Annotated in this window: 22 protein-coding genes and 1 pseudogene; 9 read left to right on the top strand and 14 right to left on the bottom strand. The window is 42.7% G+C overall.

Features of this window, described 5'->3' with window-relative positions; all coding sequences use genetic code 11:
- The 3 genes from VE944_RS22025 to folK all read right to left on the bottom strand — a co-directional run.
- A partial coding sequence (locus VE944_RS22025) for an ADP-ribosylglycohydrolase family protein (RefSeq protein WP_324981868.1) occupies window positions 1-336 on the bottom strand: 336 nt, incomplete at its 3' end.
- A 60-nt stretch (window positions 337-396) separates the two neighbouring features.
- The gene (locus VE944_RS22020; protein WP_324981865.1) at window positions 397-945 is read right to left on the bottom strand and encodes an NUDIX hydrolase; all 549 of its coding nucleotides are present in this window, start codon (window positions 943-945) and stop codon (window positions 397-399) included.
- 68 nt (window positions 946-1,013) lie between these two features.
- Window positions 1,014-1,529: a 2-amino-4-hydroxy-6-hydroxymethyldihydropteridine diphosphokinase gene (folK, locus tag VE944_RS22015; RefSeq protein WP_324981863.1), complete on the bottom strand. Its 516-nt coding sequence runs from the start codon at window positions 1,527-1,529 to the stop codon at window positions 1,014-1,016.
- A 257-nt stretch (window positions 1,530-1,786) separates the two neighbouring features.
- Here folK and VE944_RS22010 point away from each other — a divergent pair, with 257 nt between their 5' ends.
- Window positions 1,787-4,186: a transglycosylase domain-containing protein gene (locus VE944_RS22010; RefSeq protein ID WP_324981860.1), complete on the top strand. Its 2,400-nt coding sequence runs from the start codon at window positions 1,787-1,789 to the stop codon at window positions 4,184-4,186.
- A gap of 213 nt (window positions 4,187-4,399) precedes the next feature.
- Complete coding sequence (psb35, locus tag VE944_RS22005; RefSeq protein WP_324981858.1) at window positions 4,400-4,627, top strand: photosystem II assembly protein Psb35; 228 nt, start codon at window positions 4,400-4,402, stop codon at window positions 4,625-4,627.
- Between the two features lie 54 nt (window positions 4,628-4,681).
- Here the strand turns inward: psb35 and VE944_RS22000 are convergent, their stop codons facing one another.
- From VE944_RS22000 to VE944_RS21980, 5 genes and pseudogenes are all read right to left on the bottom strand, one after another.
- Complete coding sequence (locus VE944_RS22000; protein WP_324981854.1) at window positions 4,682-5,104, bottom strand: tellurite resistance TerB family protein; 423 nt, start codon at window positions 5,102-5,104, stop codon at window positions 4,682-4,684.
- 57 nt (window positions 5,105-5,161) lie between these two features.
- Complete coding sequence (locus tag VE944_RS21995; protein ID WP_324981851.1) at window positions 5,162-6,574, bottom strand: 16S rRNA (cytosine(967)-C(5))-methyltransferase; 1,413 nt, start codon at window positions 6,572-6,574, stop codon at window positions 5,162-5,164.
- Between the two features lie 108 nt (window positions 6,575-6,682).
- The gene (locus tag VE944_RS21990; protein WP_324981848.1) at window positions 6,683-8,140 is read right to left on the bottom strand and encodes a glycoside hydrolase 100 family protein; all 1,458 of its coding nucleotides are present in this window, start codon (window positions 8,138-8,140) and stop codon (window positions 6,683-6,685) included.
- A gap of 663 nt (window positions 8,141-8,803) precedes the next feature.
- A pseudogene (locus tag VE944_RS21985) lies at window positions 8,804-9,271 on the bottom strand (Uma2 family endonuclease); the annotation flags it as partial.
- Window positions 9,256-9,468, bottom strand: a complete 213-nt coding sequence (locus VE944_RS21980; protein WP_324981845.1) for a hypothetical protein — start codon at window positions 9,466-9,468, stop codon at window positions 9,256-9,258. The pseudogene VE944_RS21985 and the gene VE944_RS21980, both read right to left, overlap by 16 nt.
- On the opposite strand from VE944_RS21980, the gene VE944_RS21975 reads away from it, so the two are divergent.
- Window positions 9,462-9,608 carry a hypothetical protein gene (locus VE944_RS21975; RefSeq protein WP_324981842.1) on the top strand — a complete coding sequence of 49 codons (147 nt, stop codon included), beginning with the start codon at window positions 9,462-9,464 and terminating at the stop codon, window positions 9,606-9,608. The genes VE944_RS21980 and VE944_RS21975 overlap by 7 nt on opposite strands.
- 221 nt (window positions 9,609-9,829) lie before the next feature.
- Window positions 9,830-10,525, top strand: coding sequence for a hypothetical protein (locus VE944_RS21970; RefSeq protein ID WP_324981839.1), 696 nt, complete (start codon window positions 9,830-9,832; stop codon window positions 10,523-10,525).
- 29 nt (window positions 10,526-10,554) lie between these two features.
- On the opposite strand, the gene VE944_RS21965 is transcribed toward VE944_RS21970, so the two are convergent.
- The gene (locus VE944_RS21965) at window positions 10,555-10,740 is read right to left on the bottom strand and encodes a type II toxin-antitoxin system HicB family antitoxin (protein WP_324981837.1); all 186 of its coding nucleotides are present in this window, start codon (window positions 10,738-10,740) and stop codon (window positions 10,555-10,557) included.
- Between the two features lie 55 nt (window positions 10,741-10,795).
- On the opposite strand from VE944_RS21965, the gene VE944_RS21960 reads away from it, so the two are divergent.
- On the top strand, window positions 10,796-11,995 hold the full coding sequence (locus VE944_RS21960) for a Coenzyme F420 hydrogenase/dehydrogenase, beta subunit C-terminal domain (protein WP_324981835.1): 1,200 nt from the start codon (window positions 10,796-10,798) through the stop codon (window positions 11,993-11,995).
- Window positions 11,996-12,090: 95 nt separating this feature from the next.
- On the opposite strand, the gene VE944_RS21955 is transcribed toward VE944_RS21960, so the two are convergent.
- A complete protein-coding gene (locus tag VE944_RS21955) occupies window positions 12,091-14,019 on the bottom strand; it encodes an ABC transporter ATP-binding protein (protein WP_324981832.1) in 1,929 nt (642 codons plus the stop codon).
- A gap of 197 nt (window positions 14,020-14,216) precedes the next feature.
- On the opposite strand from VE944_RS21955, the gene VE944_RS21950 reads away from it, so the two are divergent.
- Both VE944_RS21950 and VE944_RS21945 read left to right on the top strand, forming a co-directional pair.
- A complete protein-coding gene (locus tag VE944_RS21950) occupies window positions 14,217-14,447 on the top strand; it encodes a DUF433 domain-containing protein (protein ID WP_229501250.1) in 231 nt (76 codons plus the stop codon).
- A gap of 9 nt (window positions 14,448-14,456) precedes the next feature.
- Window positions 14,457-14,831: a DUF5615 family PIN-like protein gene (locus VE944_RS21945; protein WP_324981826.1), complete on the top strand. Its 375-nt coding sequence runs from the start codon at window positions 14,457-14,459 to the stop codon at window positions 14,829-14,831.
- 80 nt (window positions 14,832-14,911) lie between these two features.
- Here the strand turns inward: VE944_RS21945 and VE944_RS21940 are convergent, their stop codons facing one another.
- The 3 genes from VE944_RS21940 to ldpA form a co-directional block, all read right to left on the bottom strand.
- Window positions 14,912-15,520 carry a hypothetical protein gene (locus VE944_RS21940; RefSeq protein WP_324981823.1) on the bottom strand — a complete coding sequence of 203 codons (609 nt, stop codon included), beginning with the start codon at window positions 15,518-15,520 and terminating at the stop codon, window positions 14,912-14,914.
- A gap of 57 nt (window positions 15,521-15,577) precedes the next feature.
- Entirely contained in the window at window positions 15,578-17,311 is a 1,734-nt protein-coding gene (locus tag VE944_RS21935; RefSeq protein ID WP_324981820.1) for a R3H domain-containing nucleic acid-binding protein, read from the bottom strand.
- A gap of 96 nt (window positions 17,312-17,407) precedes the next feature.
- On the bottom strand, window positions 17,408-18,556 hold the full coding sequence (gene ldpA, locus VE944_RS21930; protein ID WP_324981817.1) for a circadian clock protein LdpA: 1,149 nt from the start codon (window positions 18,554-18,556) through the stop codon (window positions 17,408-17,410).
- Window positions 18,557-18,689: 133 nt separating this feature from the next.
- Here ldpA and VE944_RS21925 point away from each other — a divergent pair, with 133 nt between their 5' ends.
- Window positions 18,690-23,003, top strand: a complete 4,314-nt coding sequence (locus tag VE944_RS21925) for a PAS domain S-box protein (RefSeq protein WP_324981814.1) — start codon at window positions 18,690-18,692, stop codon at window positions 23,001-23,003.
- Window positions 23,000-24,628, top strand: a complete 1,629-nt coding sequence (locus VE944_RS21920; protein WP_324981811.1) for a hybrid sensor histidine kinase/response regulator — start codon at window positions 23,000-23,002, stop codon at window positions 24,626-24,628. Before VE944_RS21925 ends, VE944_RS21920 begins: the two co-directional genes overlap by 4 nt.
- Here the strand turns inward: VE944_RS21920 and VE944_RS21915 are convergent.
- The gene (locus VE944_RS21915) at window positions 24,620-26,026 is read right to left on the bottom strand and encodes a hybrid sensor histidine kinase/response regulator (RefSeq protein ID WP_324981808.1); all 1,407 of its coding nucleotides are present in this window, start codon (window positions 26,024-26,026) and stop codon (window positions 24,620-24,622) included. The genes VE944_RS21920 and VE944_RS21915 overlap by 9 nt on opposite strands.
- Window positions 26,027-26,480: the final 454 nt, after the last annotated feature.

The following is a 26,480-nucleotide window of genomic DNA, read 5'->3' as shown; positions in this document are numbered from 1 at the left end:
CCTCAATGACTTTTTCAGGTGTCGGATAGATGCCAATGGGGGCTGCACGCATCGCCGCCCCCTTTTGTCACTCTCAGGGTTAATTTTCGTTAAAAACTCTTCCCCATCTTGAATTCTCTGAAGAAAATGGTAGAAGCTTCGAGCATAACCTTCTCTCTCATCGCGTTTGAAGGCTCTAACGAAACTATCAGCTAAAACTTCTACCGTCCACGGTGCTTGAGCAACAATTACTTCAGTAATGGCAATGCTCATTTGGGTGTCGTCCGTGTAGCTGCCAGGATTGAGTTGAAAACGCGGATGTTGCACGTATCGACTCAAATCATTGTTAACGATCATCTCGTCAGCATATTCAAAACCTGCACCGTAGCCATCGCTAACTCTAGCAGCATATTGGTATTAAATTAAAAACGGACGCGCCAGAAAAAAGCTAGAAACTGATTTAGCATCTACCGGCTCTCCCTCCAGAATTGCTTTCTCTAATTCTTCGGGAGTCAAAAACACAGTTTCGATATCCTCGTCTCCATCTTGTGGTGGCGGTGTTTCCAGCTTTTCTAAATCTCGCGCCAGAAAAGCATAGATAATTTCATCAGAATAGCCGGGAGCTAAGAAAAACTCGCCTAATTTATCCCATTTTTTGGCACTATAGCCAGTTTCTTCTTCAATCTCACGCTGTATCGTTTCTAAAGGCTGTTCATTTGCTTCCACAGTTCCCGCCGGAAATTCTAATATCCGTCCCTGAATTGCAAAACGATACTGGCGCACGAGTACAAGTTTACCCTCTGGCGTTATCGGCACAGCTAGAGCGCCACCAGGGTGACGAATACATTCCCATTCTCCTTCTGATTTATTAGGCAAACGCAAGCGATTAACTTCAAAATCAAATTTGCGTCCTTTATAAAACAGGCGTTGTCTTAGTAGTTGTGGTAATTCTCTACCTAATGGCATAATAAAATCTGATTATCTGTGAATACAGAGGTGAAATCAGCGTTCTTCTGCGTTTAAGGATGGTATTTTTAATTGCCCATCAATAAATGTACATCAGAACAGTCTACCTCTTTCAGCAGTTCTTTAATAACATACCCGGATACTGGTTCTATCCAATCTGGGGCAATTTCTGCCAGTGGAACTAACACGAAGGCCCGATCCCGCATTCGTGGATGCGGAATCTGGAGATTTGGTGTATCCAAAATAATGTCATCAAATAATAACAAATCTAAATCCAGGATTCGTGGCCCCCAGCGTTCCTGACGCACACGCCCAAATTGTTGTTCAATTTCTAACAAAGTTTCTAATAACTGCTGGGGTAATATTTCTACCTGCAATGTGACGCAGCCATTTAGGTAATCTGGCTGTGGTGGCCCCACAGCTTTAGTTTGATACCAATTGGATCTGGCTTCTAAGAAAATACCTGGCGTTTGAGCTAAAGTTTCTATAGCTGCTTCTAAAATTGTTTGTGAATCGCCGATATTACTACCAAGGGCAACGGCGCTTCTTCTTGGCTTTGCTTCGGCGTAGCTCGCCTTAAGCATCGCACTCTCCTTAAGTAACCTGTTTTCGGACTGTCTTTGCGAATACTTCGGTGCACCTGTTCCAGAAAACGCCAATAATTTGAGATATCAAAATTACTGCGTTTTTACAAAACTAAATTATAAAATCTAAAAAACATTATTTTATGGTGATTTTAGTTAATTATTTATAGGATATTATACTAACACAACGGTAGTGAACTAACCCCAAAGTTGATTGATGGTGGTTATACAGTTACTACTTTGAGCGAGGAACTGACGTGGGGAAGCTTACCTCCTGGTTCAAGCGAAGACCAACTAATTTGAGTGACTCTGGACAAGGAGGAACAAATGAGAAGCTTACCACCAGCATATATGGCGCAGGCGAGGCAGTTACTGAGCAAATGAAAATTTTACCCTCTAGGATGAAGTCCAATCAGGCAACTCGTGCCAAACCACTCTATCGTCGTATCTGGTTTTGGGCAGGCTTGGGTGTAAGTGGTGGGATAGTTGCCTTAATTTACGGCATCAGTTTAATAGATCGGACGTTGCCAGATCAGGCGGAGTTGAATGCCGTGGTTAGAGAGCAAACACTGACTATCAAAGCCGCCGATGGAACTATATTACAACAACAAGGTGAAACGGCCAGAGAACAGTTAAAGCTAGAACAAATACCAGATAATTTAAAAAAAGCTTTCATCGCCTCAGAAGATAGAAGATTTAAGCAACACAACGGAGTTGATCCACAAGGGATTGCCAGAGCGGGTTTGAATAATTTGCGATCGCAAGGTGTGGTTGAAGGTGCTAGCACCATTACCCAACAGCTTGCGCGAATTCTGTTTTTGAAACAAGAACAGACAATCTGGCGCAAACTCAAGGAAGTCCGCCTAGCACAAAAAATGGAGAATGAATTAACCAAAGATCAGATTTTAGAGCGCTACCTAAATCTGGTTTATTTGGGAGGTGGAGCTTATGGTGTGGCAGATGCATCGAGGGTATATTTTAGTAAAACACCAGACCAGCTTTCTTTAGCCGAAATGGCGACGATTGCTGGATTAGCCCCTGCTCCTAGCTTATACGCTCCAGACAAGAATCCCGAAGCTGCGAAACGGCGGCGGGACTTGGTATTACTACGGATGCGAGAAGATAAAATAATTACGCCAGAACAAAGACAGGCAGCAGTCCAAGAACCACTAATTCTTAAAACCAGTTTACCCAAGCGAGTGCAAGTAGAATCACCCTACTTTACCAGCTACATCCAAAAAGAATTACCGAAGTACGTTTCTCCTAACGTGCTAAAAAACGGGGGATTAGTAGTAGAAACCACGCTGAACCCGACTTGGCAGAAAGTAGCAGAAGAGGCGGTTGCCAAAACGCTGCGAAATCAAGGACGCTGGGAGAACTTTAAACAAGGATCAATGGTAGCCATTGACCCCCGTAACGGCGAAATTAAGGCAATGGTTGGGGGAAAAGATTTTGGTAAAAACCAGTTTAATCGGGTTACTCAGGCACAGAGGCAGCCAGGATCGACATTTAAAGGGTTTGTATATGCTACTGCGATCGCTAGCGGTAAAAGCCCCTACGATAGCTACCAGGATGCACCCTTTGTTGTAGACGGCTATGAACCGAAAAACTATAGTGAAAGGTTTCGGGGTTCCATGAACATCCGAGATGCCCTCACCGGCTCTATTAATATTATTGCGGTGAAGGTGTTGATTGATGTGGGATTTACGCCAACGATTAAACTTGCCCATGATATGGGGATAAAATCGGAACTCAAGCCCACCTACTCCTTGGCTCTCGGCTCCAATGAAGTCAATCTGCTAGAGTTGACCAGCGCCTATGGTAGCTTTGCAACTCAAGGATTGCACACAGAAGTTCATGGTATTACCCGCATTCTCAACCGTCAAGGCAAGGTGATTTGGTCAGCTAATTTCAAGCCTAAACGGGTTCTTGACGCTGATAGTGCCAGCATCATGACTTGGATGCTACGCAACGTCGTACAAGCGGGAACTGGTGGTGCTGCTCAATTAGGTAATAGACCAGTTGCTGGCAAAACCGGCACCTCAGACGAAGCCCGTGATTTATGGTTTATTGGCTACATTCCCCAGATGGTGACAGGAGTCTGGCTAGGTAACGATGACAACCGCCCCACATACGGCAGCAGTAGTAGTGCCGCTTATACTTGGCACGAATTTATGGAAAAAGCAGCAGAAGGGATGCCCGTAGAAAAGTTTCCCAAACGTCCTAAGTTAGAAGGTCGTAAAGGTACGATCAAAGCCCAGTCAATCAAGCCCAAACAAGTGCTAAATCGTTCTATTTCTTCTAATGATGACTCAGAAGGAGAAAGTGCTAGAAATTCTGAAGAGAGTAGGTCATCTAGGAGACGTAGGAGGAGCAGGTATTCTCAAGAAGAACAACAATCGAGCGATTATACCCCAAGACGAAGAAGACGCGATGCCTACGGCGGGCTACGCCTACGCACCGAAGAATCAAGTTCCAATAACTCTTCCTCAGAATCATCAAGTCCACGGCGGCGATCTAGAAGAGTAGAATCTGATTCTTCTTCTCCCCCACCTCGAAGAAGTCGGCGATCTTCCTCTCCGGCCAATAGCTCCGGTTCTTCAGGTTCTTCATCACCACAGCCATCCTGGCGGGATAGACTTAGACCTTCTAATTGAAGAGTGGGCATTGGGCATTGGGCATTGATAAATAACCAATATTTATTTTCCCCTTACCTCCCCTGCCTCCCCTGCCTCCCCTGCTCCCCTTGCCCCCCATCCTCTTTTCTATGCAATATGGAGCTGCTGAAACTTAACTCCAGAGGGATGTTAAGTGATACGCTCATTCTATAGTGTGTCAAGTAGTGTTACTTAACATTGGAGAATATACTCATGCATATATTGATGCAGGCAGCAGATTCAATCGCAACAAATGGTACTCATTTTCCTTTAGCTTTCACCTTGGTGTATGTCGTTGGTTTTATTGCTGCTGTAACCATTGGTTCAATAGCTTGGTACAACTCGAAACGCCCCGCAGGTTGGGAAAGCAAAGAACGTCCTGATTTTGTGCCTAAGGTTGATAAAGAAGAAACTCCGGGTCTGGGTGATCCGAAGTCATGATTTAGTCATTAGTCATTAGTCATTTGTTATTAGACTATGGGCTTTTGACTATGATTAGTTTTGCACGTCAACCCAACGGCGGTAAAGCTTTTGAATTTGTTTGAGAAGTGCAGTGTGAGCCGGTTGAGTTGAATCATTCGGCTTCGCTATATCCTGCAATTCTGTTAGGAGTCTGGCTTCTTCGACGGCAACTTCGCCATCGCTATAAATTAAGCCACTGATGGCTTCAATTAGATTTTCACAATCTTCATGACTGGGGCGATCGCCTAAATACTCACGCACCCAGTCATAGCATTCTTTTGACTGTACAGGAACGAATTCGTACAGCCAAGGTTTAATTTCTGGATCGTTAGCTAAACCTTTTGCTTGAGCTATTTCGCGGAGATATTGCCGTTCTTCTGGCTGGATTTTGCCATCAATCCAGGCGGCTCCAATCAGGATTTTAACTAAGTTTTTGACATTGGAAGGGGTAACCATTGCTGCCTCCTCTGGTAGATTCAGTCCTCAACCAAATCGTACAATCCTAAACAGTATTCACTCGGAATTATTGGTTTTTCTTAAGCGCACCATAAAAAAGCCATCCATGTCCTGTCGATGGGGCCAGACTTTAAAGCAACCTTGAGGGGTGATATATGCAGAAGCAGGCGATTCAAAGCCGCTTGGAGACTCAATTTGCCAATTAGGTGACTCAGCTAGAAATGTCGAAATCACTTCTTCGTTTTCTGCTGGATGCAATGTACAAGTGGCATAAACTAGTACACCACCCGGTTTGACAAAAGTTGATGTATGTGTTATTAATTCTTTTTGTAGCACCGAAAGTTCCCGGACAGATTCTGGTGTCTGTCGCCAACGAGCATCAGCATGACGGTGCATGGTTCCTAGTCCAGAACATGGAGCATCAAGCAATACGCGGTCTGCGGTGTTTTGAAATTCGTTGAAGTGGCGGCTGTCGCCAGTGTAAATTTGAATAGATTGTAAATTTAGCCGTTGAGAATTTTCTTGGAGTTTGCGAAGACGAGAAGGAGTGCGATCGCAAGCCCAAATTTTACCTTTATCTGCCATTAACTCAGCAATGTGGGTTGTTTTACCCCCTGGTGCAGCACAGACATCAATTACCACCTCACCGGGTTGGGGGTCGAGCAAATGACTTACCAATTGGGCGCTACCATCTTGTACAGTCCACCAACCTTCTTTAAAACCAGGTAGTTTTTGAATTGCTCCAGCACTACCAATCAATCGTAAAGCTTGGGGTAAATCAGGAATCCGTCTCACCAAAATACCAACAGATTGCAAAGCCGCCTCAACTTCTTCGATGGAAGTGCGAAGTGGGTTGATACGCAAGTCGATTGTTGGTGATTGGTTCATCCATTCACACAGTTGTTCTGTCTCAGCTAAACCCAGTTGTTCTAACCAAACTTGAATAATCCAGTCAGGAAAGCTGTGTAAAATACCCAAGCGTTCCACTGGGTTTTCTGGAAGTTGTAGCGGATCAAAATGGGGGAGTGGGGAGTGGGGGAGCAACAATGAATCTTTTTCCTCTGTCCCTCTGCCCTCTTCCACCCCTGCTTTTCTAAGATACTGGCGTAATAGACCGTTAACAAAACCTGTGAGTCCAGAAAAACCGTTTTCTTTAGCGAGTTGGACGGTGGTATTAACAGCAGCTGAGGCGGGAATCCGCTCTTGATAGCGTAGTTGATAGAAACCTAGATGTAAGATGGTGCGGAGGTCTTGTGGTTGTTGATGAGATTTCTTTTTGGCAAGTTGATCGATGAGAGTATCAAGTGTGCGCTGCCTTCTAACACTCCCATAAACCAATTCTGTCAGCAAGCGGCGATCGTTATCAGCCAAACTGACTTTTTGCAGCACTCTATCTAGGGCAACATCAGCATAAGCCCCCTTGTGAACATCTCGCAGGGCGATAAAAGCTAGTTGACGGGGGTTTGTCATGGAAATAAGATTCAGGAGTCAGAAGGCTTTTGTATTCTAACTTCCAACTGTGCCAATTTTGGATTTGAGAAAAATCTAAAATCCAAAATTGAATAACTCCTAATTTCCCTATCGAGACAGATACGGGTCTACACTGGCGATTTCAAACTCACATGCTCTAGAAACCTGTTCTGCTGGTAATTTATCAAAGCTGATTAATGGTAAATAACTGGGGTTTGCCATAAGTTCTTTTGCTAATAAGAACCCAGTAATTGTCCAAGTTTGATATTTCCGAGCTTGTTTGCCAATCAATCGCCCTTTCTTACCGTCGTAATATTCTGGCCATTCATCTGTACTGAGGCGTCCTTGAGCAGTTTCAATAGCCTTTTGTGCAAGACTTATTTTGTTAGTTTTCACTGCCGCCGCCGCTAACATCCACATTAAAACTGGCCAACTACCAGCATTATGATACGACCAGGGGATATTTTTGGGGTCACATCCAGTTACAATTCTGTATTCTTCATGTTCTAAAGCTGGGAAACAAATTTTCATTGGCATATCTCCCACCAAATCATCCCATCGTTCCTCAATGAGAGTCATAATCGCTTGTGACTGTTCTTCGGTGGCTAAGTCTGAAATAATTGCCATTAAGTTTCCGAGGGAAAAGAAGCGAGTATCTAGCTGCGAGGGCCCGACATTACCTGCTAAATAACCACCTTTTTTTGGTAGCCACTTATCTAATTGATAATAGGGAACAGAATCTACATATATGTTGAACAAATTAACAGCACCCTTACCATATTCTTCGCTTTTGAAGCGATAAATTGCATTCAGGCGATTAATATCTATCCAATAATGCTGACGAATATGAGCGCATAAAAGAGGCAACCGATTATCAATGGCTTCAACAATATCGGAATTACCTTGGCAAATTAACAGTTCACGAGATGCACGCAATGCCGTGTAAAAGAGGACTTGTAATTCTAGAGGATGCCCATAAATGCCCATACGACGGTCAATCATACAAGCACCATCTGGAACCAACAGCGTTGGGTACATATCAAAACGATTCGCCAAGCAGATTTCCATGATTAACCTGATACCAATTTGGAATTCAGGTTGATAGGCTAGGGAAAAATCTTCTGTAGCGACTACATAAGCACGCAACAAAATAATCCACCATAGGCAAGAATCTACGGGTGTAACTCTAGCGATCGCATGTTCACCAAAATCAGCCTCTAAATATTCTTGTCCATTTTCTGTTAATACAACTTTAAAGCTAGCTGGAATTAATCCTCGTCCAGGTTTATAGGCATCTAACGCCCTTTCTTTAGGCTGTAACTTTAAGGTTTCTTCTAAGAAATTGCGAACAATATCTGTTCTACCTTTGGTTAAAAAAATTAGACCCGCAGAGACGAAATCCCGAACAAAGCACTGGTCATAATTGAGAGCCTCTACAGATGCATCATAAGCGGCTACCGTCCCAACGGGGCGACCCTGATAATAGAGAATTGATTTTTCTAGTGTTCGCCACGCTTCTTCGACTTCTTTTAAATTTTCAGTAGTTTCTAATTCGTTTAGGTGCATCGACAGAATAACTCCATTGGGATTGTGAATTTGTGGTAGGTAGATGCGTTGTCATTTATTATTTTTGCCACTTTCAGCATAACAAAAACAATTCTTTGAATAGCAAATATAATTTGGAGAAAAATTAATCAACTAATAACGAATAAATCTGCTGACACATGCAGCTTTATTACTAGTTAATTTGCTTATAATGGATTACTCTTTTGGTGAATTATAGTTGTTGCTCATCACCGCAAGCAGTAACATGATTTTAAAACAGTCACACTAAATATATTTTTAGATTATTTATTGTTCCGTTTCATGTCTAGAATCTTTGCTATACCAAATAAAAACATATCTTCAGTGCTGTTTAGGATTTGCATGAAGTTAAAACTGGTTGCAGTATATTTACTTGAACAGGATTAGTTTTTGACACTAAGAGGTCAGATTATTCCCCTATAATCTAATAATTTATAACGTTTTTTCAAAATATGCAAGATGAATGCTTAAAAAAGTTCAGATGTCAACCCTTCTGAAGATTTATATATTTTACTCTACTGACAGATGATATGGGGTGTTTATCGGAGTGCGTCAAAAACAATCAAGGTGCTGAGTCGAAATACTGCCTATAAGGTATAGAGAATATATCAAGTACATAAGTACTGAGTTTTAACACAATGTTCATTACTGTTCTCCTAAAGCAGCCCTAAATACTTGTTCAGCAGTTAGATTTAGCTCTATTAAAGTTGGCGATTGAATTTGGTCATTACCACAAAACTGAGTTACTTGGTACTCGCCTTCCACTAATCTATAAACTGATATTGTTGGTTGTTTCGGATTGCCAATAAAACGTTTTCCACCAAGAGCAGCATAGTCAACAATCCAATATTCTGAAATTCTAAGTTCCTCTCTTCTCTACGAGAGGCTGCGCCAACGAGACGCTACGCGAACATATTCACCAAATTTGAGAAAGTAATCATCTCGCCAATTTGTACTCACAACTTCTACTACTAATGGAATTGATGCAGCTTGACTAACTGTTGAGGATTTTTTCCAAAGTGGTTCATTAACTAAGTTAGGGATATTCAATACCAAGACATCTGGAATGTAACCAGATTTTTTATCAACAGATTTGATTAATGCTTGAGCAGGATCTCCGTGTGCGATCGCATTAATTGACCAAAAGCAGCTGCACCAGCTACAGCGCCAGCCACTACAGGAGTTGCACCAATTCCAACTGCTCCAAATCCGCCTGCTAATCCCATCCCGCCTACAGTTGCGGAAACACCAGCACCTGCTATGGTTCCGCCTGCAATAAATGCTGCGCCTGTTTTAGAGTTTTGTGTCACTGGTTTTTGTTTTTGAAGAGGAACCAACCACGAAAAACACGAAGGAAAAAGCCAAAGAGACCAGTGGTCATGCTTTAGCTAAAACTAAAGATATAGATCCAGAGGTTTGGAAAAGCAATTTTTTAAGTAAAATTATTTAAATTCTCAAAAATGTATGTGTAATATTATACAATAAATAACTAAACATTAATAATTTCTCATATAACAAAACCCCCTAAACTTTGTATGTTTAGAGGGTTTCTTTAAAAAACGCAATCAAAATTTACATTTCTTTACGCCAGGGTCATAACTCGGTTTTACGAGGCATAGGACGTTCTGGTGTCTACAGAATATAATATAGCGAATATTATAAGAGTTGTCAATGCCTCAGCCTAAACTAACAGATGATGAGCTAATAGATATTGTGATGAATTTTTCAGCCGCACGTATGAAATCATATCTTAGCGCTGCGAATAGTAATCACGGCAACGCCATCAGAATATGTCAGATCAATACTCAACTTTGCGAGGCACTCTATCCAAGTCTACATACTTTAGAGATTGCCCTACGCAATACAATCGACAATGTATTATCAGTTAAGCATGGTAATGATTGGTTATGTAACGGAAAGATTAAATTAGACAGTTACGAACATGAGAGTGTTAACGCTATTCTTAAAAAATGCAATCATAACTTCAATCGCTTAATTTCAGAACTGAATTTTGGATTTTGGAAAAGCTTAATAGAGAAAAAATATTATGAAATTACGATATGGCGTCCTTGTTGTAAACAAATATTCAAATATGCTAAATCTTCTGAACTAAATATTAAACAAATACGACAAAAAATAAAAAGCATACATTGGTTACGTAACCGCAATTTTCACCATGAACCAATTTGGAATTACTTGCAACTTGACAACATACATAGTGATATTTATTGTTTTCTCAATTGGATTAATCCAAAAGTTAGTGCTTGGCTGAAAGAATATGACCGATTTCCACAAGTATATCTAAGTACATCAACGCTACTTGAACAAATGAAGGTTGCTCGAAATAAAAGATGCCCATTTGCTTAAAAACATCAAATGTTTGGGCTGAACTGGCGCTAGCTGCTGCTATGCGTTGCTTCCCCATGTTCCAGCTTATCTGCCAAAACATACAGTGCTAATGCTTGAACTCTTACAATAGCTTCTTCCTTTGTCTGCCCATAAGCCAGTACACCAGGAAAACCAATAACTTCAGCCAAAAAGCGCCCATCCTTTTCTTGTTCAATCTCTATCGTCAAGTTCATAGCCAGTGAAGGTATTGTAATAAAAGCGATTCCTGAAATAAAACAAAAAATTTATATGACTTCAGTTGATTCTAGCAAGCACAAAAAAGCCAGAGCCTTAAAATCTACCAGCCGCCGCCCTGCTAAAGAACTTTGTAGCGAGTGCGGATTATGCGATACATACTATATTCACTATGTCAAGGAAGCTTGTGCTTTTATCAATCAGCAAATAGGCGAACTTGAAGAAGAAACCCATACGCGATCGCGCCATCTCGAAAACCCTGATGAACTCTACTTTGGTGTTCACCAAGACATGATAGCGGCGCGGAAACAACAGCCCATCGAAGGCGCACAATGGACAGGTATTGTTAGCAGCATTGCCATTGAAATGCTCAATCGCGGCATGGTTGAAGGTGTCGTTTGCGTACAAAATACCAAAGAAGACCGCTTTCAACCCATGCCCGTCATCGCCCGGACTCCAGAAGAAATACTAGCAGCGCGGGTAAATAAACCAACTCTTTCCCCAAACCTTTCTGTGTTGGAACAGATAGAGAAATCAGGAATGAAGCGGCTATTAGTCATTGGTGTTGGTTGTCAAATCCAGGCATTACGAGCCGTAGAAAAACAACTTGGCTTAGAAAAGCTATATGTTTTGGGTACGCCCTGCGTAGATAATGTTAACCGCGCCGGACTGCAAAAATTCTTAGAAACCACCAGCCGATCGCCTGATACAGTTGTGCATTACGAATTCATGCAAGACTTTCGGGTTCACTTCAAACATGAGGATGGCTCAACAGAAACAGTACCTTTCTTTGGCTTGAAGACAAACCAACTCAAAGATGTCTTTGCCCCATCCTGTATGAGTTGCTTTGATTACGTCAACTCCCTAGCCGATTTAGTTGTTGGCTACATGGGCGCACCCTTCGGCTGGCAATGGATTGTAGTTAGAAATGACACAGGTAAGGAAATGCTGGATTTGGTGAAAGACCAATTAGACACTCAACCAGTGACATCTAAAGGCAACCGGAAGGAAGCTGTACAGCAAAGTATTCCCGCTTACGATAAAGGCGTTACCCTCCCGATGTGGGCAGCAAAACTGATGGGTGTGGTGATCGAGAAAATCGGCCCCAAAGGTTTAGAATATGCGCGATTTTCAATTGATTCTCACTTTACTCGGAATTATTTGTATGTAAAGCGAAATCATCCTGAGAAATTAGAAGCGCACGTTCCAGAGTTTGCCAAGCGTATTGTGGGGCAATATAAATTACCAGAATAAAAATTGGGCATGGGGCATTGGGCATTGGGCATTGGTTATTAATTCTCTTCCCCTACTTCCCCTCCTCCCTCATCTCCCTACTCCCCACTCCCCACTCAGTTATAACTACTAGCTTGACGAGTAAACATCAAATGATACTGTCCGCCTAATGCTATGAGTTCGTCATGAGTGCCTACCTCAATAATTTGACCGTGTTCTAGTACTACTACTCGGTCTGCTAGTTTTGCTAAGGCGAGGCGATGGCTGACTACAACGGCTATTCTCCCCTTGGCCAGGGTACGCAAAATGTTGTAAATCTCATGTTCTGTTTTCGGATCAAGGTTCGCTGTTGGCTCGTCAAGTATGAGTAATTCGGCTGGAGACAGTCGCAATAAAGCACGAGCGATCGCTAATCTTTGCCATTGTCCCCCTGATAAATCAATACCACCTTCTAGCTGTTTGCCTAATAAGGTTTCTAAACCTTGATCTAACTTCTCAATTACTCTAGCCAAACCAGCCTCAGCGATCGCTTCCCTAATTGCCTCATCATCCTGCATTTTCGGTAAATTCCCAAAGGCAACATTTTCTCGTACAGTAGTCGGAAAACGAGCATAATCTTGCATGACTACATCAATACGCGATCGCAAATCTTCTAAGGGGAGCGCTCGTAAATCTTGCCCATTCCAAATAATCGCACCTTGGCTAGGATCGTAAAGGCGACATAATAGCTTTGCTAATGTAGTTTTACCAGCACCATTCTCACCCACTAATACAATCATCTCGTTGGGGTGAATCATCAAGTTGATATTTTTCAAGATTGTGCTATCGCTATTTGGATAGGTAAAGGATAGATTTTTGATGTAAATACCTGTCTGCGATGCTTCATACTCAGTTGCATTCACACCTGATAAAGCTTGCCGATGATGATTCCCATTTTTTTGAAATTTCCGATTGTTAACAGCCGATTCCCTGACTTTTCCTGATACCTTTGTTACTGACTTTGATTGAGAACCGGACAACTGTGGCTCTAACTCCAAAAGCTGGAAAATAGGTGTCGTTGCTAGTGCAATATTATACAACTCTGACCCGCCAGACATCAGATTTTCCAAACTCCGATGCACTTCCAAAATTACCCCGGTGTAAAGCGCCAAATCCCCCAAAGTATGGGTTCCACCGATCACTCCCTGGACTACGTATACATAGGGCAACGCCAAACCTAAACCACTCAATAAAGACCAGCCAATAACGGCTGTTGTCCCTTGACGGCGGATTTGTTGCATTGCCCGAAAAATAGTCCGGTAAAGCCCGTGCCAGCGTTCTAATAGTAAGGTTTGCAAGCTAAATAAGCGTATTTCTTTGGCGTATGTCTCTCCGGTTAAAACCGTTTTATATAAGTTCATTTCACGAAGAACACTCGCTTGGGTTCTTTCTACTCCCCAAACTTGCTTACGGTATTTCATCTGCACATACATCACAGGGGTAACGCAGCTAAACAAAATTAGGGGTACCCACCAAGCAAGAGACACCAAAAGCAGTATGGCTGGAATGAAGATAAAAACTCCCTCTAACATCGTCACAAGCCTCATACAAAGCTCTGGAAGCCGTTGCATTCCCTTTTCGGTCAACTGCACCAAATTGAGCAAATCGGGTGTTTCAAACAGGGCAATATCTTCAAAAGTGGCAATCTTTTCAATTACTTGTCCTTGGACAAAACCGGAAATGCGGTCGCGCAGTGAAGTATATACGAAGGGATTGATGTTAGCGATCGCATCACTTACCAAATTTATCAGCAGTGAACCTGCAATACTAGAAAGTAGCAGAGGTTGGGCAAGTATCAGGGCGATCGCATTCTGCGTTGTCCCGGCGCTCAATAAGCGGGTTATTTCATCAATGATCACCTTGTTGAGCCAAATAGCGCTCGCTGGGCCTGCACCACCCACTAATGTCAAAATTGCCACATAGCGTAGCTCCTTTGGAACTACCTGCATCACCGTTACCACACTGCGGCGAAATGCTTGGAATGGGGAAATTTCTATGATTTGCATATATTGTAAAGTAGCAAATAATAGCAAAATTCTCAGAGAGACGTTGTGATCTAAATTTCAATTAGTAGGGAGCGATCGCACAGGTGAGTGCTATCATGTCCATCGCTTCAAAGAGGGGTAAAAGGCAGGTTAAACTAGATAAATTAACGCGTGTACGCACTATAATTGAACTGCAAGGCAGCTGCACGCAGAGAAACATGGAAAAACTTGATCGCATCACGCTTAATCCTAATATTTGCTTGGGGCAACCGACAATTCGGGGTATGCGAATCACTGTTAGTGTCATCCTGAAGATGCTAGCGAATAGTAAGTCCGTGGCAGAGGTATTACAAGCCTATCCAGAACTAGAAGCTGAAGATATTCAACAGGCACTCAAATACGCCGCTTGGGTTGTTTCCGATCAAATTCAGATAGTCCCAACTGCTTGAGGAACATCTGTGAATGATATCAAGCTACTAGCAGACATGAACATTTCACCTCAGACTGTAGCTGCATTGCAAGTGGAAGGATGGAATATTATTCGAGTCTCTGATGTTTTGCCTGCAACTACATCCGATTTGGAAATCTTAGAATTTGCCCGCCAGGAAACTAGAGTTGTTGTAACTCAAGATTTAGACTTTTCTATGTTGCTAGCCTTGGGAGGCTACAATCAACCAAGCTTAGTCACCTTGAGATTATCATTAACTGACCCAGACATTATTACTAAAAGGCTCATGAACACAATTCCTCAAGTAGAACAAATACTTAGGGAAGGTGGTGCTGTAACTATAGAAGATACTACTGTACGTATTCGTAGATTGCCGATGAGATAATTTGTAGTTAGAGCGGCGATCTTGGTTAGGACAAGTCTGGGATGGATAGCTGTGACAACCGCTCTTAGCCAAACCTAAACTTAAGTTGATTGTGACTGAATCATCCACACTAAAATACCTAAAATTGGCTCTACTGGAGGAATTAAGTACTCAGTTAAATCAATAGTAACAGTGCTATCCTCCAACTTGAGGAATGTCCACAGGTTGCCACTAGTAACACTACCGTAGATAGTAGCAATAGGTTTCTCGTATTTGGCATTAAACCTTTGGGCGGCGATCATTTCTGCGATACACTGCCCCAAACCACCTTTAAGATTTTCCTTTTTGGCTTCCACAATCACCACTGCTGGGGCTTCAATAAATAACTGTTCTGGCGAAAGGCTAATCAAAAAGTCGCAAAATCCCGCCAGTCCCGCTTCTGGCTCAACATTAAATTCTTCTCCAGAAAAAAAACTGATTTTTCTGTTGAGAATTTTTCGGACTTCAAACAATATTGGACTGATAATCAATTCTGATCTAGCTTTCTCAGAACCCATTGCAATTGCTAGCTGGATACTTTCTGCTAAAAATTCTGCCAGCAGAGGACTAGGTGAGATTGGTTCTATAGGAGGTAAAAATCGCCCACCTTCTACTAAGGTGAGATTAAAGTCTTGTTTTACTTTTCTTAAAGAAAACTCTCTATAGGACATCAAGTGTCTCCTAATGACATCCCCTCTTTGCAGTGCAAAGAGGGGATGGGGGTGAGCTTACGCCGGATAAATCCGTAAGCGGCGATTTGGTTCTTCGCCAAAACTATGCGACTTGAGGCGATAATGTTCTACCAACTCATGTTGCATTTTGCGGACTTGGGAAGAACGCGGCAATAATTCGACTGGCTGTCCTTTAGGAATCACAATTTGCTCAACAGCAAGTCTGGCTTCTTCCAAGGCATCCATCTCATCATCGCTACCATTGTGCAAAAACAGTTGCAATTCTAGGTCATCAGCCATCTCCGGGTCATCAATGTTCAGCAACCGTCGCAAGCCACGGGTAATTTGGGGAATGGTGCTGGACTTAATCACATGGATGGGTACATGACGAGCTTTGGCCATTTGGCGTAATTTGGCGTGGTTTTTGACGTGCGATCGCAATGCTAAAATTGCATCAGCAGTATCTATATCTTTTGTCAATACCACGGGCAAAGTTAGCACGCTAATTACCTGTTCTAGTTGATGGCGACTAACGCCATAAGGGTAAACGTGCAGTGGCAAATCTTCACCATTGGGCCCTGGCACTCTTGTAGTTGCATCCAAATCAATGCTTTCAGAATAATTGAAGGATTCATCCAGCAAACGATCAAATTCACTGCGTCCAGTTACCCGCTCTACAGGCAATTGCGGCAGTGCTACCATTTGTCCAGATGAACGCCAGCCATTAGCCTGTCGCGCCGGTGGGAAAGATTCTTCCACTGTCGCTAACTGTCCACCGCGACCATTGACAACAGCTAACTGCCTTGTAACAGCAATTTTACCTTGGTCATCAACGGTTCTTGTTTGTGGGGTAGGCTGACGCCCCCGCAGCAGATTATCTACTGTGTCAGCAACACTTTCGTGTACTGTCCAGCGTTGGCGCTCCAACATTTCCACAGCGATTTCAAAGGTAGGAGGGGCTTTCCGCTCCAAAACAGTTTTTTGAGAACCTCGCCGTCTGGCTTCATCGTCTCCCAGGGTCACAGCTTGGATACCCCCAACTAAATCAGCCAGGGTGGGGTTTTTAATCAGATTTTCGATCTGATTCCCGTGGGCAGTACCTACCAATTGTACACCCCGTTCCGCAATGGTACGAGCCGCTAAAGCTTCCAGTTCTGTGCCAATTTCATCAATGACAATGACTTCTGGCATGTGGTTTTCCACTGCCTCAATCATCACCTGATGCTGTTGATCTGGATGAGCCACTTGCATCCGCCGAGCGCGACCAATGGCAGGGTGAGCAACATCACCATCCCCAGCTATTTCGTTGGAGGTGTCAATAATCACCACTCGCTTATGCAGTTCATCTGCCAAAACACGGGCAATTTCCCGTAAGGCAGTAGTTTTGCCCACGCCTGGACGCCCCAGCATGAGAATCGATTTACCAGTTTCTACCAAATCGCGGATCATGCCAATGGTTCCGAATACCGCTCGACCAACGCGACAGGTCAAGCCAATAATCTTACCCGTGCGGTTGCGGATGGCGCTGATCCGATGCAAAGTTTGCTCAATTCCTGCTCGATTATCTCCGCCAAAGATTCCAACTCGTTGAATACAATCATCTATCTGTTCTTGAGTAACGGGTACTTCGCTCAGATACTCAGCTTGATTAGGAAACCGAGCCTCTGGGCGACGGCCCAAATCCAAGACCACTTCTACTAAACTATCTCGTTTGGGATGACTCTCTAGTACTTGTTGCAGGTCTTGGGGCAAAATGTCTAATAACTTTTGGAGATCGTCTGTAATCGTCATGCTTTCTATGGTGACGTTTTTAGAGATAGCGAGGACATTTGCGTGCAGGAGAACCCGCTCTGGGTAATTTCCCGAAACGAGCAATTAACGCTCCTGCTATGACTTGATCTGGGAAACGAGAGAATGGGCAAGTTTTACAGCTTGCCAAAGTAATACGTCATTTTCTTCAAGGCGAAGATTCGCTTGCACATTGGTGTTACTTACCTCCTTATTCTCTAACTGTTCGAGAATTGGTGACAGCAGTACGCGGGCGTAGCTACCGTAGGCCACCCCAGAAATTTTGGATTTTGGATTTTGGATTTTAGATTGTTGATTGGTGTCTTCTAATCCAAAATCTAAAATCGGCAATCTAAAATCTCTGAGCAGTCCCATTGTCTCTAACTTAGCAACGGTATAGCTATTTGTGCCGCCTGCTAACTGCACATATCCCGGTAACTTAGCTGCCAAAACTTTTTGCCCTAATTTCACCGCAGCTATTGTGGTGCCATCGCCAATATCACCACTCATGGCACGGCCGTCGGTTTGCCAAATTAAAGCACTCTTGAGTGGGGCAATCAGGTCGTATACTGCTCTTAGGTAGTCAATCATCCCCTCGCCATCGGGACAGCTGATAGCTAGTAGCTTTAATTGATCGGCCCACGGTGAAATTGCCTGCCATAATTGCTCAAATTCTGTCAACCGCCCAACTTTTGTATGGATTTCTACGGCATCTACTCCCGTTGACATTACCAATGGCGCGATCGCTCCCGGCGTTGACATATATGAACTTGTATCAATTATACCATAAGGGCAAACTGGTATACAACGACCGCAGCCATAGCACTTTTCTGATATTACTCCCGAAAAGTTTTCTTTTACATTGTTAAACACGATTGCTTGTGCCGGACAAATCCGTTCACAGGGTCTAGGGCACTCTGTAGGACACTCAGTAGGATTAAATTCTGCTTTCCGAAAATGGGGGTCTTCTCCATCGTTCAGGCTTACCATCAAAAAGGGTGAGTTTCCTTTGTAGCTAAAGCCTCGCTTTTGGGCATCCGTAGCCAGAGATTTGGCTACTTGTAGCCCTGCTTGCGCTGCTGCAATCACTGCTGGATCAGCTGCAACATCTATGCAGTCAGCGCCCGCCAAAGTATAGGCTAACGTTAAACTTCTGACTGCCGGTAAATGCTGGAAGCTGGCTCCGCAGATCAGCTTGAACCAGTCACCTTGTTTGAGAGATTGTAAAGGGGCGAACAGATCAGTCACTATTCTATTATGCGTTTATACGACTAAAAATAGTACTCCGCGATCAAGAAAAAGTCCGGATTTCTTGATTCAGGGCATTGGGTATGGGGCATGGGGCACTTGTACGTAGGTTAAAAGCTAGCAATTACAGCTAATGCAACAGCTAAAACAGCTACAGGAACAACAAAAGTTAATTGGAGCGATCGCTCTTGATATTCGCAAGTCCTTGAAGTTTCAAGATATCCTCGCTACGAGTGTCAAAGAAGTCCGCCAGTTATTCAAGTCTGATCGCGTGCTGGTGTATCAATTTACTCATCAGATGCGGGGTAAGGTCGTAGCGGAGTCGGTATTACCCCAATGGACACCAGCTTTGGAACTTGAGATTGAAGATACCTGTTTTTCGCAAAGCCAAGGAGAAGAATACTACCAAGGAAAAATCTGGGCAGCGACGAACATCTACGAAGCGGGTTTAAGCGATCGCCATACTCAATTTTTAGAACAGTTTCAAGTCAAGGCAAATTTAGTTGTCCCCATTTTGTTAGAGAACCAAGGGACTCCAGCAGTTGTATGGGGACTATTCATCGTGCATCAATGTTCTGCCCCCCGCCAATGGCAGACATTTGAGGTAGAATTTCTCAACCAACTGACGGTGCAACTAGCGATCGCTATCCAACAAGCCCAACTCTACGACAACCTGCAAACCCTCAAGTCTGAGTTAGAAGCCAAAGTGGAGGAAGGCACTACTGCATTACAGGAAAGCGAAAGCGATCGCGGATTCAGTGCATTCAATAACACTTTCCAATTCACAGGACTGCTAACGCCAGATGGCATTTTATTAGAAGCAAACCAGACTACGCTAAGTTCCGGCGGGCTTAAGCTTGAAGATGTCATAAATCGCCCTTTTTGGGAAGCACACTGGTGGACGATTTCACCTCAAATTCAAGAAGAATTAAAACAAGCGATCGCTCGTGCAGCTCAAGGAGAATTTGTCCGCTATGAAGTTGATGTTCTCGGCGCAAATAACCGAGTAGCAACAATCGATTTTTCACTGCGTCCGTTGCAAAACGAAACTGGTCAAGTCGTTTTGTTGATTCCAGAAGGGCGAGATATCACCGAACGCAAAGCAACAGAACTCGCCTTGTCTGAGCGTGAAGTGATGTTGTACTTGATTGAAGATAATCTACCCAATGGCGCAGTTTATCGGGTGATCCGCGAATTGGATGGTAGCGATCGCTTTTCCTACCTGAGTGGGGGAATTGAAAAACTGATGGAAGTCAAGGCAGAAGATGCACTCAGAGATTCATCTCTGCTTTATCGCCAGTTTATCCCAGAGGATATCCCCCGCCTACAAGCAGCCGTTGCAGAGTCCTGCCTGAATCTGTCTGTGTTAGATATTCAACTGCGAATCCGAACGCCCAGTGGTAAACTCAAATGGTTTCATTTTCGTTCTACACCATATCAGTTGAACGATGGGCGTGTGGCTTGGGATGGACTAGTGGTAGATGTCACCGACCTCAAGCGCAGTGAAGAAATATTGCGTCAAAGTGAAGAACGTTGGCAATTAGCGATCGCAGGTACTGATGAAGGAATTTGGGATTGGGACATATCTACTAATCAAACCTTCCGGTCTGAGCGTTGGTTCACAATTTTGGGATATGAACCCAACGAACTTAGCAATTGCGATGATGAGTGGAGTATTCGCATTCATCCTGATGATTATACCAGAGTCATAGCTGCACAAAAAGCTTATTTGCTTGGGCAAGTTGCCGATTATAACCTTGAATATCGTCTGCGGTGCAAGGATGGCAGTTATCGCTGGGTGCGATCGCGGGCCAAAGCAATCTGGAATGAACAAGGAAATCCCGTTCGATTGGTCGGTTCACTTGAAGACATTAGCGAACACAAACAAGCTGAGGAAAAACTCCAACAAAGTGAAGCGCAGCTAGCCACTACTCAACAGATCGCCCATGTAGGCAGTTGGGAATGGAACTTAGAAACGAAAAAGCACTGCTGGTCAATAGAAACTTTTCGCATTTTTGGTCTAAATCCAACTCAAAGCGAACCCACCCAGGCAGAATTCCTCCAGATGCTTCATTCAGAGGATCGAGAACTGTTCCAGACCAATTCGGAACAGGCGATCGCCCAAAAAACCCCTTTCAATATTGAGTATCGAATTGTCCGACCCAATGGCTCAGTCCGCTACCTTGAGGGCAAAGCAGAGATAGTTTATAATCCTCAAGGGAATGCAGTTAAGTTATTAGGATCTATCCTAGATATTACACAACGAAAACAAACTGAATTAGAAATTATTCGTAGTCGTGACCTTCTAGAAGCTGTTTATAATGAATCTGCTGATGCGCTCTTTCTTGTGGATGCAGAAACTTTACTCACCACTGACTGTAACGATCAAGCAGTAAAGCTATTTGCAGCCTCTAGCAAAGCTGAACTCATTAATATTGAAGGTCACATTCTGCAAAAACAACTCTTCACCCCTGATCAATTAATCTCCATAACCGAAGAAATGAACCAGCAAGGGTTTTGGAGTCGAGAAATTGAATATGTTACCAAGCAGGGCAATCCCTTTTGGGGAAACATAGCAGCCAAACAAATCACAGTTGCCGGCAATGTGATGAACTTAGTACGAGTCACAGATATCACTGTGTTCAAGCGTGTTGCAGAAGATGGCAAACTGGCAGAAATAGCTCTGCGAGAAAGTGAAGCCCGGTTCCAGGCATTTATGAACAATAGCCCCGTGCTAGCTTGTATCGCTAATGGGGACGGGCGTGTACTTTACTCAAACCAAACATACCTGCGGACATTTAAATTACTACCCGAACAGGTGATTGGACAATCCATTTTTGATCTCTACCCAGATGAAATTGCTCGGCAGCATTTCGATCACATTCAGACAGTTATACAGACAAATCAGGTAATTGAGGCGATCGAAGTTGCTTCCCGACCAGATGGCACTCTTGGAGAGTTTTTGGTATATAAGTTCCCGATTCTGGGATTGTCTGCACAAAAGCTAGTAGGTAGGGTGGCGATCGATATCACAGAACAGAAGATTTTGGAGCGAGAACTGGCTCACAAGCAAAAGTTATTGGATACTTTTATCAATAGCGCACCCGTTGGTATAACCATTCTGGATCGGCAACTGCGTTACTCATTGATTAATGAAGCATTAGCAGAAATTAATGGCATTTCCGCAGCCGCGCATATTGGCAAAACTCTGTGGGAGATTGTCCCTGATTTGGCACCAAGGCTCGAACCGATCTTTCAAAATGTTTTAACCACAGGTGAAGCGATTCTGGATTTTGAGATCAGTGGCGAAACTCCAAAACTGCCCGGTGTAATCAGAACTTGGCTAGCTTCCTACTTTCCAATTCAGTCTGAAGCCGATCAACCCATTAGTATAGGCGTTGTTGTAGTTGAAATCAGCGATCGCAAACGTGCTGAACAGATGTTAGAACTGCAAGCAGTAATTACCCGTAACATGGCAGAGGGAATTTGCCTAATTCATGCCACAGATAGCGTGTTTGTCTACGCTAATCCTAAATTTGAGCAGATGTTTGGCTATGAACCTGGTGAATTAATCAATCAGCATGTGTCAATTATCAACTACGGTGACGAACATACTACGCCTGAAGATGTGAATCAGGCAATTACGACTGCTGTCTTGCAACACGGTGAGGCAAACTATGAAGTTTATAATGTTAAGAAAGATGGCACTCCGTTCTGGTGTAGGGCGAACACTTCGATTTTTGAGCATCCTGAGTATGGAAGCGTCCTTGTGGCTGTCCAACAAGATATCACTGAACATAAGCAAGCAGAGGAAAAAATTAAAGCCTCTTTGAAAGAAAAAGAGGTATTACTTAAAGAAATTCACCATCGGGTGAAAAACAATTTAGGAATTGTCAGCAGTTTGCTGCAAATGCAGTGCAGACGTACACAAGATCCTCTGGTGACAGCAATTTTGCGCGATAGCCAAAACCGCATTGCCTCCATTGCCTTGGTTCATGAAAAGTTATACCGCTCTGAAGACCTCGCGGATATTGATTTCGCTCAATACATCCCAGATTTAACAACTCATTTATTTGATTCCTATAACGTCAGTTCTAGTCAGATTCAACTGAAGATTCAAGTTGATAATGCTAGCCTCGACATCGAAACTGCCATCCCCTGTGGCTTGATTATCAATGAAGTGGTTTCCAATGCTTTAAAATACGCTTTTGTTGGTAATCGTAGAGGGGAAATTGAGGTTAAGTTTTATCAAGAATCCGAGTCTAATTTGACACTCATTGTTCGAGATAATGGTGTTGGTTTACCTAAAAATTTTGATAGCAAGAAAGCTAAAACACTCGGTATAACTCTTATCCAGGGTTTAGTGAAGCAACTAAGAGGAAAGCTCGAAATTGGCTCTCACCAGGGAACACAGTTCAAAATTACTTTTACAAACAGCCAGGCATGAACACAATTGGCATCCCATCAAATCTACATACCAAGGAGACAGTTAGAATCCTTGTTGTTGAAGATGAATATATTCTTGCAATCAATTTGCAAGAAAGTTTAGAGTCTCTGGGATACACTGTTTTAGATATAGCCGATTCCGCAGAAGGGGCAATTGTAAAAGCAACCGAATTACGCCCAAACATGATTTTAATGGATATCAGGTTACGGGGTGAAATGGACGGTATCCAGGCAGCAGAGCAAATTTGGCATAATTTGCAAATTCCTACTATCTACGTCACAGGGCATTCTGATAGAAGCACTGTAGAGCGGGCAACGCTGACATCTCCCTTTGGATATATTCTCAAACCAATTAAGGAGCAAGAACTCTACGTTGCCATTCAAACAGCACTCAATCGTTACGAGCGCGAGCAATTTTTGAGTTCTATCCTTCGAGAAATGGGAGACGGAGTGATTGTAGTCGATCTTCAGTTAACCATCAAGTACCTAAATCAGGTAGCTGAAGCATTAACAGGGTGGCGATGGAATGAAGCCAAGGGACGAATGTTAACCGATGTGTTTAAGCTCGTTGATGAACAAACTCAGATCCCCGCTCAAAATCCAATTATCGCAGCCCTGCAACAAGAAACTACTATCTATCTAGGTAGTCGCATCCTACTAGTTGCTAAAGACGGGAAAATTATACCAGTAGCTGATAGCGCTACTCCCCTGAGAAATAATAGTGGTGTAATTACAGGAGCCGTACTAGTTTTTCGGGATGACACACAACGAAGGCTAACTGAAGAACGCAATCTCGCTACTGAGCGTACTCAACAACTAGAAATTCAAGTGGCAGAACTTGAAAGATTGAACAAGTTGAAAGAGGATTTTCTAGCAACCACTTCTCATGAAATGCGAACGCCCTTGTCAAACATCAAAATGGCAATCTCCGCCCTAGAAAATCTTCTTGATCGGCAGGGTATCTTAAATTCAAACGCACTTTCGCCATCTGAATCTGTAGCCCGCTACTTAAATATCCTGCGTGAACAATGTGAACAAGAACTAGATTTAGTAGACAATTTACTGTATATGCGAATGATTGATGCAGATGTCTATCCGTTGGAATTAACTTCAATTCAACTCCAAACTTGGCTGCCTCACGTTGCCGAATATTTTGGGGAACGGGCTGGAGGTAGGCAACAGTCTTTTCAAGTTAGTGTTCCTCCAAATTTACCACCTTTAGTTACAGACTTGGCTAGCTTGACCGAAATTGTCTCAGAGCTACTCAACAATGGTTGTAAATTTACTCCTCCTCATGAACAGATTATGGTAAATGTTCAGGTAATCGACAACCCAAAAAGTCTAATAAATGAGGATGCTAAATCTGGTGTATTAGATAATCTTCAATCCTACTTTCAAATCACAATTAGCAATTCTGGGGTGATAATTTCTCAAAAAGAACAATCTCGAATCTTTGAGCCGTTTTACCGAATTCCTCAAAGCGATTGCTGGCAACATGGCGGTACAGGATTAGGTTTAGCATTAGTGAAGAAGTTAGTAGAATATCTCCAAGGCACAATTGAAGTTAACAGTTCTCAGGGCTGGACAACGTTCACAGTTAAACTGCCGTTAACTATGTCAGAATGATTGATGATACATGGTAATTGTATTAGCTTTGCATTCCTCCTTCAAAGGACAATTTACCGAGTTTGCTGTTGGGTAATGCTCTTGTTGCTCGATAGGAATTTCGATCGCAAACTCTGCTCCTTGCCCAACAGAAGAAGTGCAGGTAATATTTCCTCCATGTTTTTGGACGATAATTTGATAGCTAATAGATAATCCTAGCCCACTACCTTTGCCCACAGGTTTTGTGGTAAAAAATGGGTCAAATAAACGCGATTGCAACGCCTCTTCTATACCAGAACCATTATCTGCGATCGCAATTTTGACCATATTCAATGTTACCTCTGTGTGAATCCGAATTTGGGGAATAGAGAGTAGGGAGTAGGGATTAGAAGATAGATTCCCCACTCCCCGCTCCCCACTCCCTACTCCCTCTTCTATTGCATCAATAGCATTATTCAACAGATGCATAAATACTTGGTTTAATTCACTCGCATAACAAGTGACTAGGGGCAAGTTACCATAATCTTTCACTACAACAATTGCGGGACGATCTGCTGTTTCCCTAAGTCTATGTTGTAACATCACCAAAGTGTTTTCGATATCTTCGTGGATATTGACCTGCTTCATCTCTGCTTCATCATGCCGAGAAAAGTGTTGTAGCGCTAGTACAATTTCCTGAATGCGATCAGATCCTCTATACATTGCACCTATCAGGTTTTGCAGATCCTTAATCATAAAATTCAGGTCTATATCTTTAGCTATTTGCTGAATTTTTGGTGTAGCTTTGGGATATTCCTCTTGATATCCCTCAATCAGATTCACTAGGTCTTTTACATATTGACCAACATATTGGAGATTCCCATAAATAAAGCTGATAGGGTTATTAATCTCATGAGCAAGCCCAGCCACTAACTGTCCTAGCGCTACCATCTTTTCGTTCTGAATCTGTTGAACTTGAGAGGCTTTCAACTCGTCAAGAGCCTGTTGGAGTAAAAAGTTTTTTTCTTGCAATTTAACTTGAAGCAAACGTAAATTAATCTGATTTTCAATTCGCAACACAACCTCTGCCCCATGAAAAGGTTTTGCAATATAATCTACACCACCAACATCAAAGGCTTTTACTTTATCTACAACATCATCCAGGGCGCTAATAAAAATTACTGGGACTTCACAAGTTTTCTCATCAGCTTTCAACTGTTGACAAACTTGATAGCCATCCATGTCGGGCATATTGATATCCAGTAAAATCACATCTGGCAAAACCATTTGGCATGCAGTCAGTGCCATTTTACCGTTTAAGGCTTTGCGAACTTCAAAACCTTGTGTAGTCAACATCGCTGATAAAAGCCGCAAATTATCTGGGGTATCATCGACCACTAAAATATTTCTTTTATGATGATTAATTTGATTTAAATTCATTATGTATAAAAAAGTATGTTTGTAATAGTTGAAATTAGTAAATACTTGTTTGAAATATAGGACTAATGTTTGATTTCTGAAAAAGCTAGGTACAGATCGAAAAGCCTAATTCCTTATTCCCTACTCCCTACTCCCTACTCCCTACTCCCCACTCCCCGCCCACGTAGATGATTTCAAAAATCAAATACGATTCCTATAGTACTGAAAGTTTTTTTATCAATTTCACTAAAATACTTGTAGTCAATTAGCAACTTTGCAAGTTTGATAGCGTGCTTACAGCAGTATATTATCTAGCCGAGCGTCAAGAATTAAGTTTTTATAGGTGTTATTTCATAGCTACCATTGAGGTGATACAGCAAGTAATTTAATAACCAATTGTTGTTCTATGGGTTTAGAAAATAGATATCCTTGAGCAAAATTACAGTTTAAACTTCTCAATTGGGCTAGCTGTTCT

This window comes from Nostoc sp. (assembly GCF_035638895.1).
Taxonomy (GTDB): Bacteria; Cyanobacteriota; Cyanobacteriia; order Cyanobacteriales; family Nostocaceae; genus Nostoc.
The sequence above is the reverse complement of the archived record's forward strand: the minus strand, read 5'-3'. Positions and strand labels throughout refer to the sequence as shown.

What these genes read in the sequence shown, in the direction of transcription:
- VE944_RS22020 (WP_324981865.1), bottom strand. Translation starts at nt 945, where the DNA reads ATGCCATTAGGTAGAGAATTACCACAACTACTAAGACAACGCCTGTTT.
- folK (WP_324981863.1), bottom strand. Translation starts at nt 1,529, where the DNA reads ATGCTTAAGGCGAGCTACGCCGAAGCAAAGCCAAGAAGAAGCGCCGTT.
- psb35 (WP_324981858.1), top strand. Translation starts at nt 4,400, where the DNA reads ATGCATATATTGATGCAGGCAGCAGATTCAATCGCAACAAATGGTACT.
- VE944_RS22000 (WP_324981854.1), bottom strand. Translation starts at nt 5,104, where the DNA reads ATGGTTACCCCTTCCAATGTCAAAAACTTAGTTAAAATCCTGATTGGA.
- VE944_RS21995 (WP_324981851.1), bottom strand. Translation starts at nt 6,574, where the DNA reads ATGACAAACCCCCGTCAACTAGCTTTTATCGCCCTGCGAGATGTTCAC.
- VE944_RS21990 (WP_324981848.1), bottom strand. Translation starts at nt 8,140, where the DNA reads ATGCACCTAAACGAATTAGAAACTACTGAAAATTTAAAAGAAGTCGAA.
- VE944_RS21970 (WP_324981839.1), top strand. Translation starts at nt 9,830, where the DNA reads ATGCCTCAGCCTAAACTAACAGATGATGAGCTAATAGATATTGTGATG.
- VE944_RS21965 (WP_324981837.1), bottom strand. Translation starts at nt 10,740, where the DNA reads ATGAACTTGACGATAGAGATTGAACAAGAAAAGGATGGGCGCTTTTTG.
- VE944_RS21960 (WP_324981835.1), top strand. Translation starts at nt 10,796, where the DNA reads ATGACTTCAGTTGATTCTAGCAAGCACAAAAAAGCCAGAGCCTTAAAA.
- VE944_RS21955 (WP_324981832.1), bottom strand. Translation starts at nt 14,019, where the DNA reads ATGCAAATCATAGAAATTTCCCCATTCCAAGCATTTCGCCGCAGTGTG.
- VE944_RS21950 (WP_229501250.1), top strand. Translation starts at nt 14,217, where the DNA reads ATGGAAAAACTTGATCGCATCACGCTTAATCCTAATATTTGCTTGGGG.
- VE944_RS21940 (WP_324981823.1), bottom strand. Translation starts at nt 15,520, where the DNA reads ATGTCCTATAGAGAGTTTTCTTTAAGAAAAGTAAAACAAGACTTTAAT.
- VE944_RS21935 (WP_324981820.1), bottom strand. Translation starts at nt 17,311, where the DNA reads ATGACGATTACAGACGATCTCCAAAAGTTATTAGACATTTTGCCCCAA.
- VE944_RS21925 (WP_324981814.1), top strand. Translation starts at nt 18,690, where the DNA reads ATGCAACAGCTAAAACAGCTACAGGAACAACAAAAGTTAATTGGAGCG.
- VE944_RS21920 (WP_324981811.1), top strand. Translation starts at nt 23,000, where the DNA reads ATGAACACAATTGGCATCCCATCAAATCTACATACCAAGGAGACAGTT.
- VE944_RS21915 (WP_324981808.1), bottom strand. Translation starts at nt 26,026, where the DNA reads ATGAATTTAAATCAAATTAATCATCATAAAAGAAATATTTTAGTGGTC.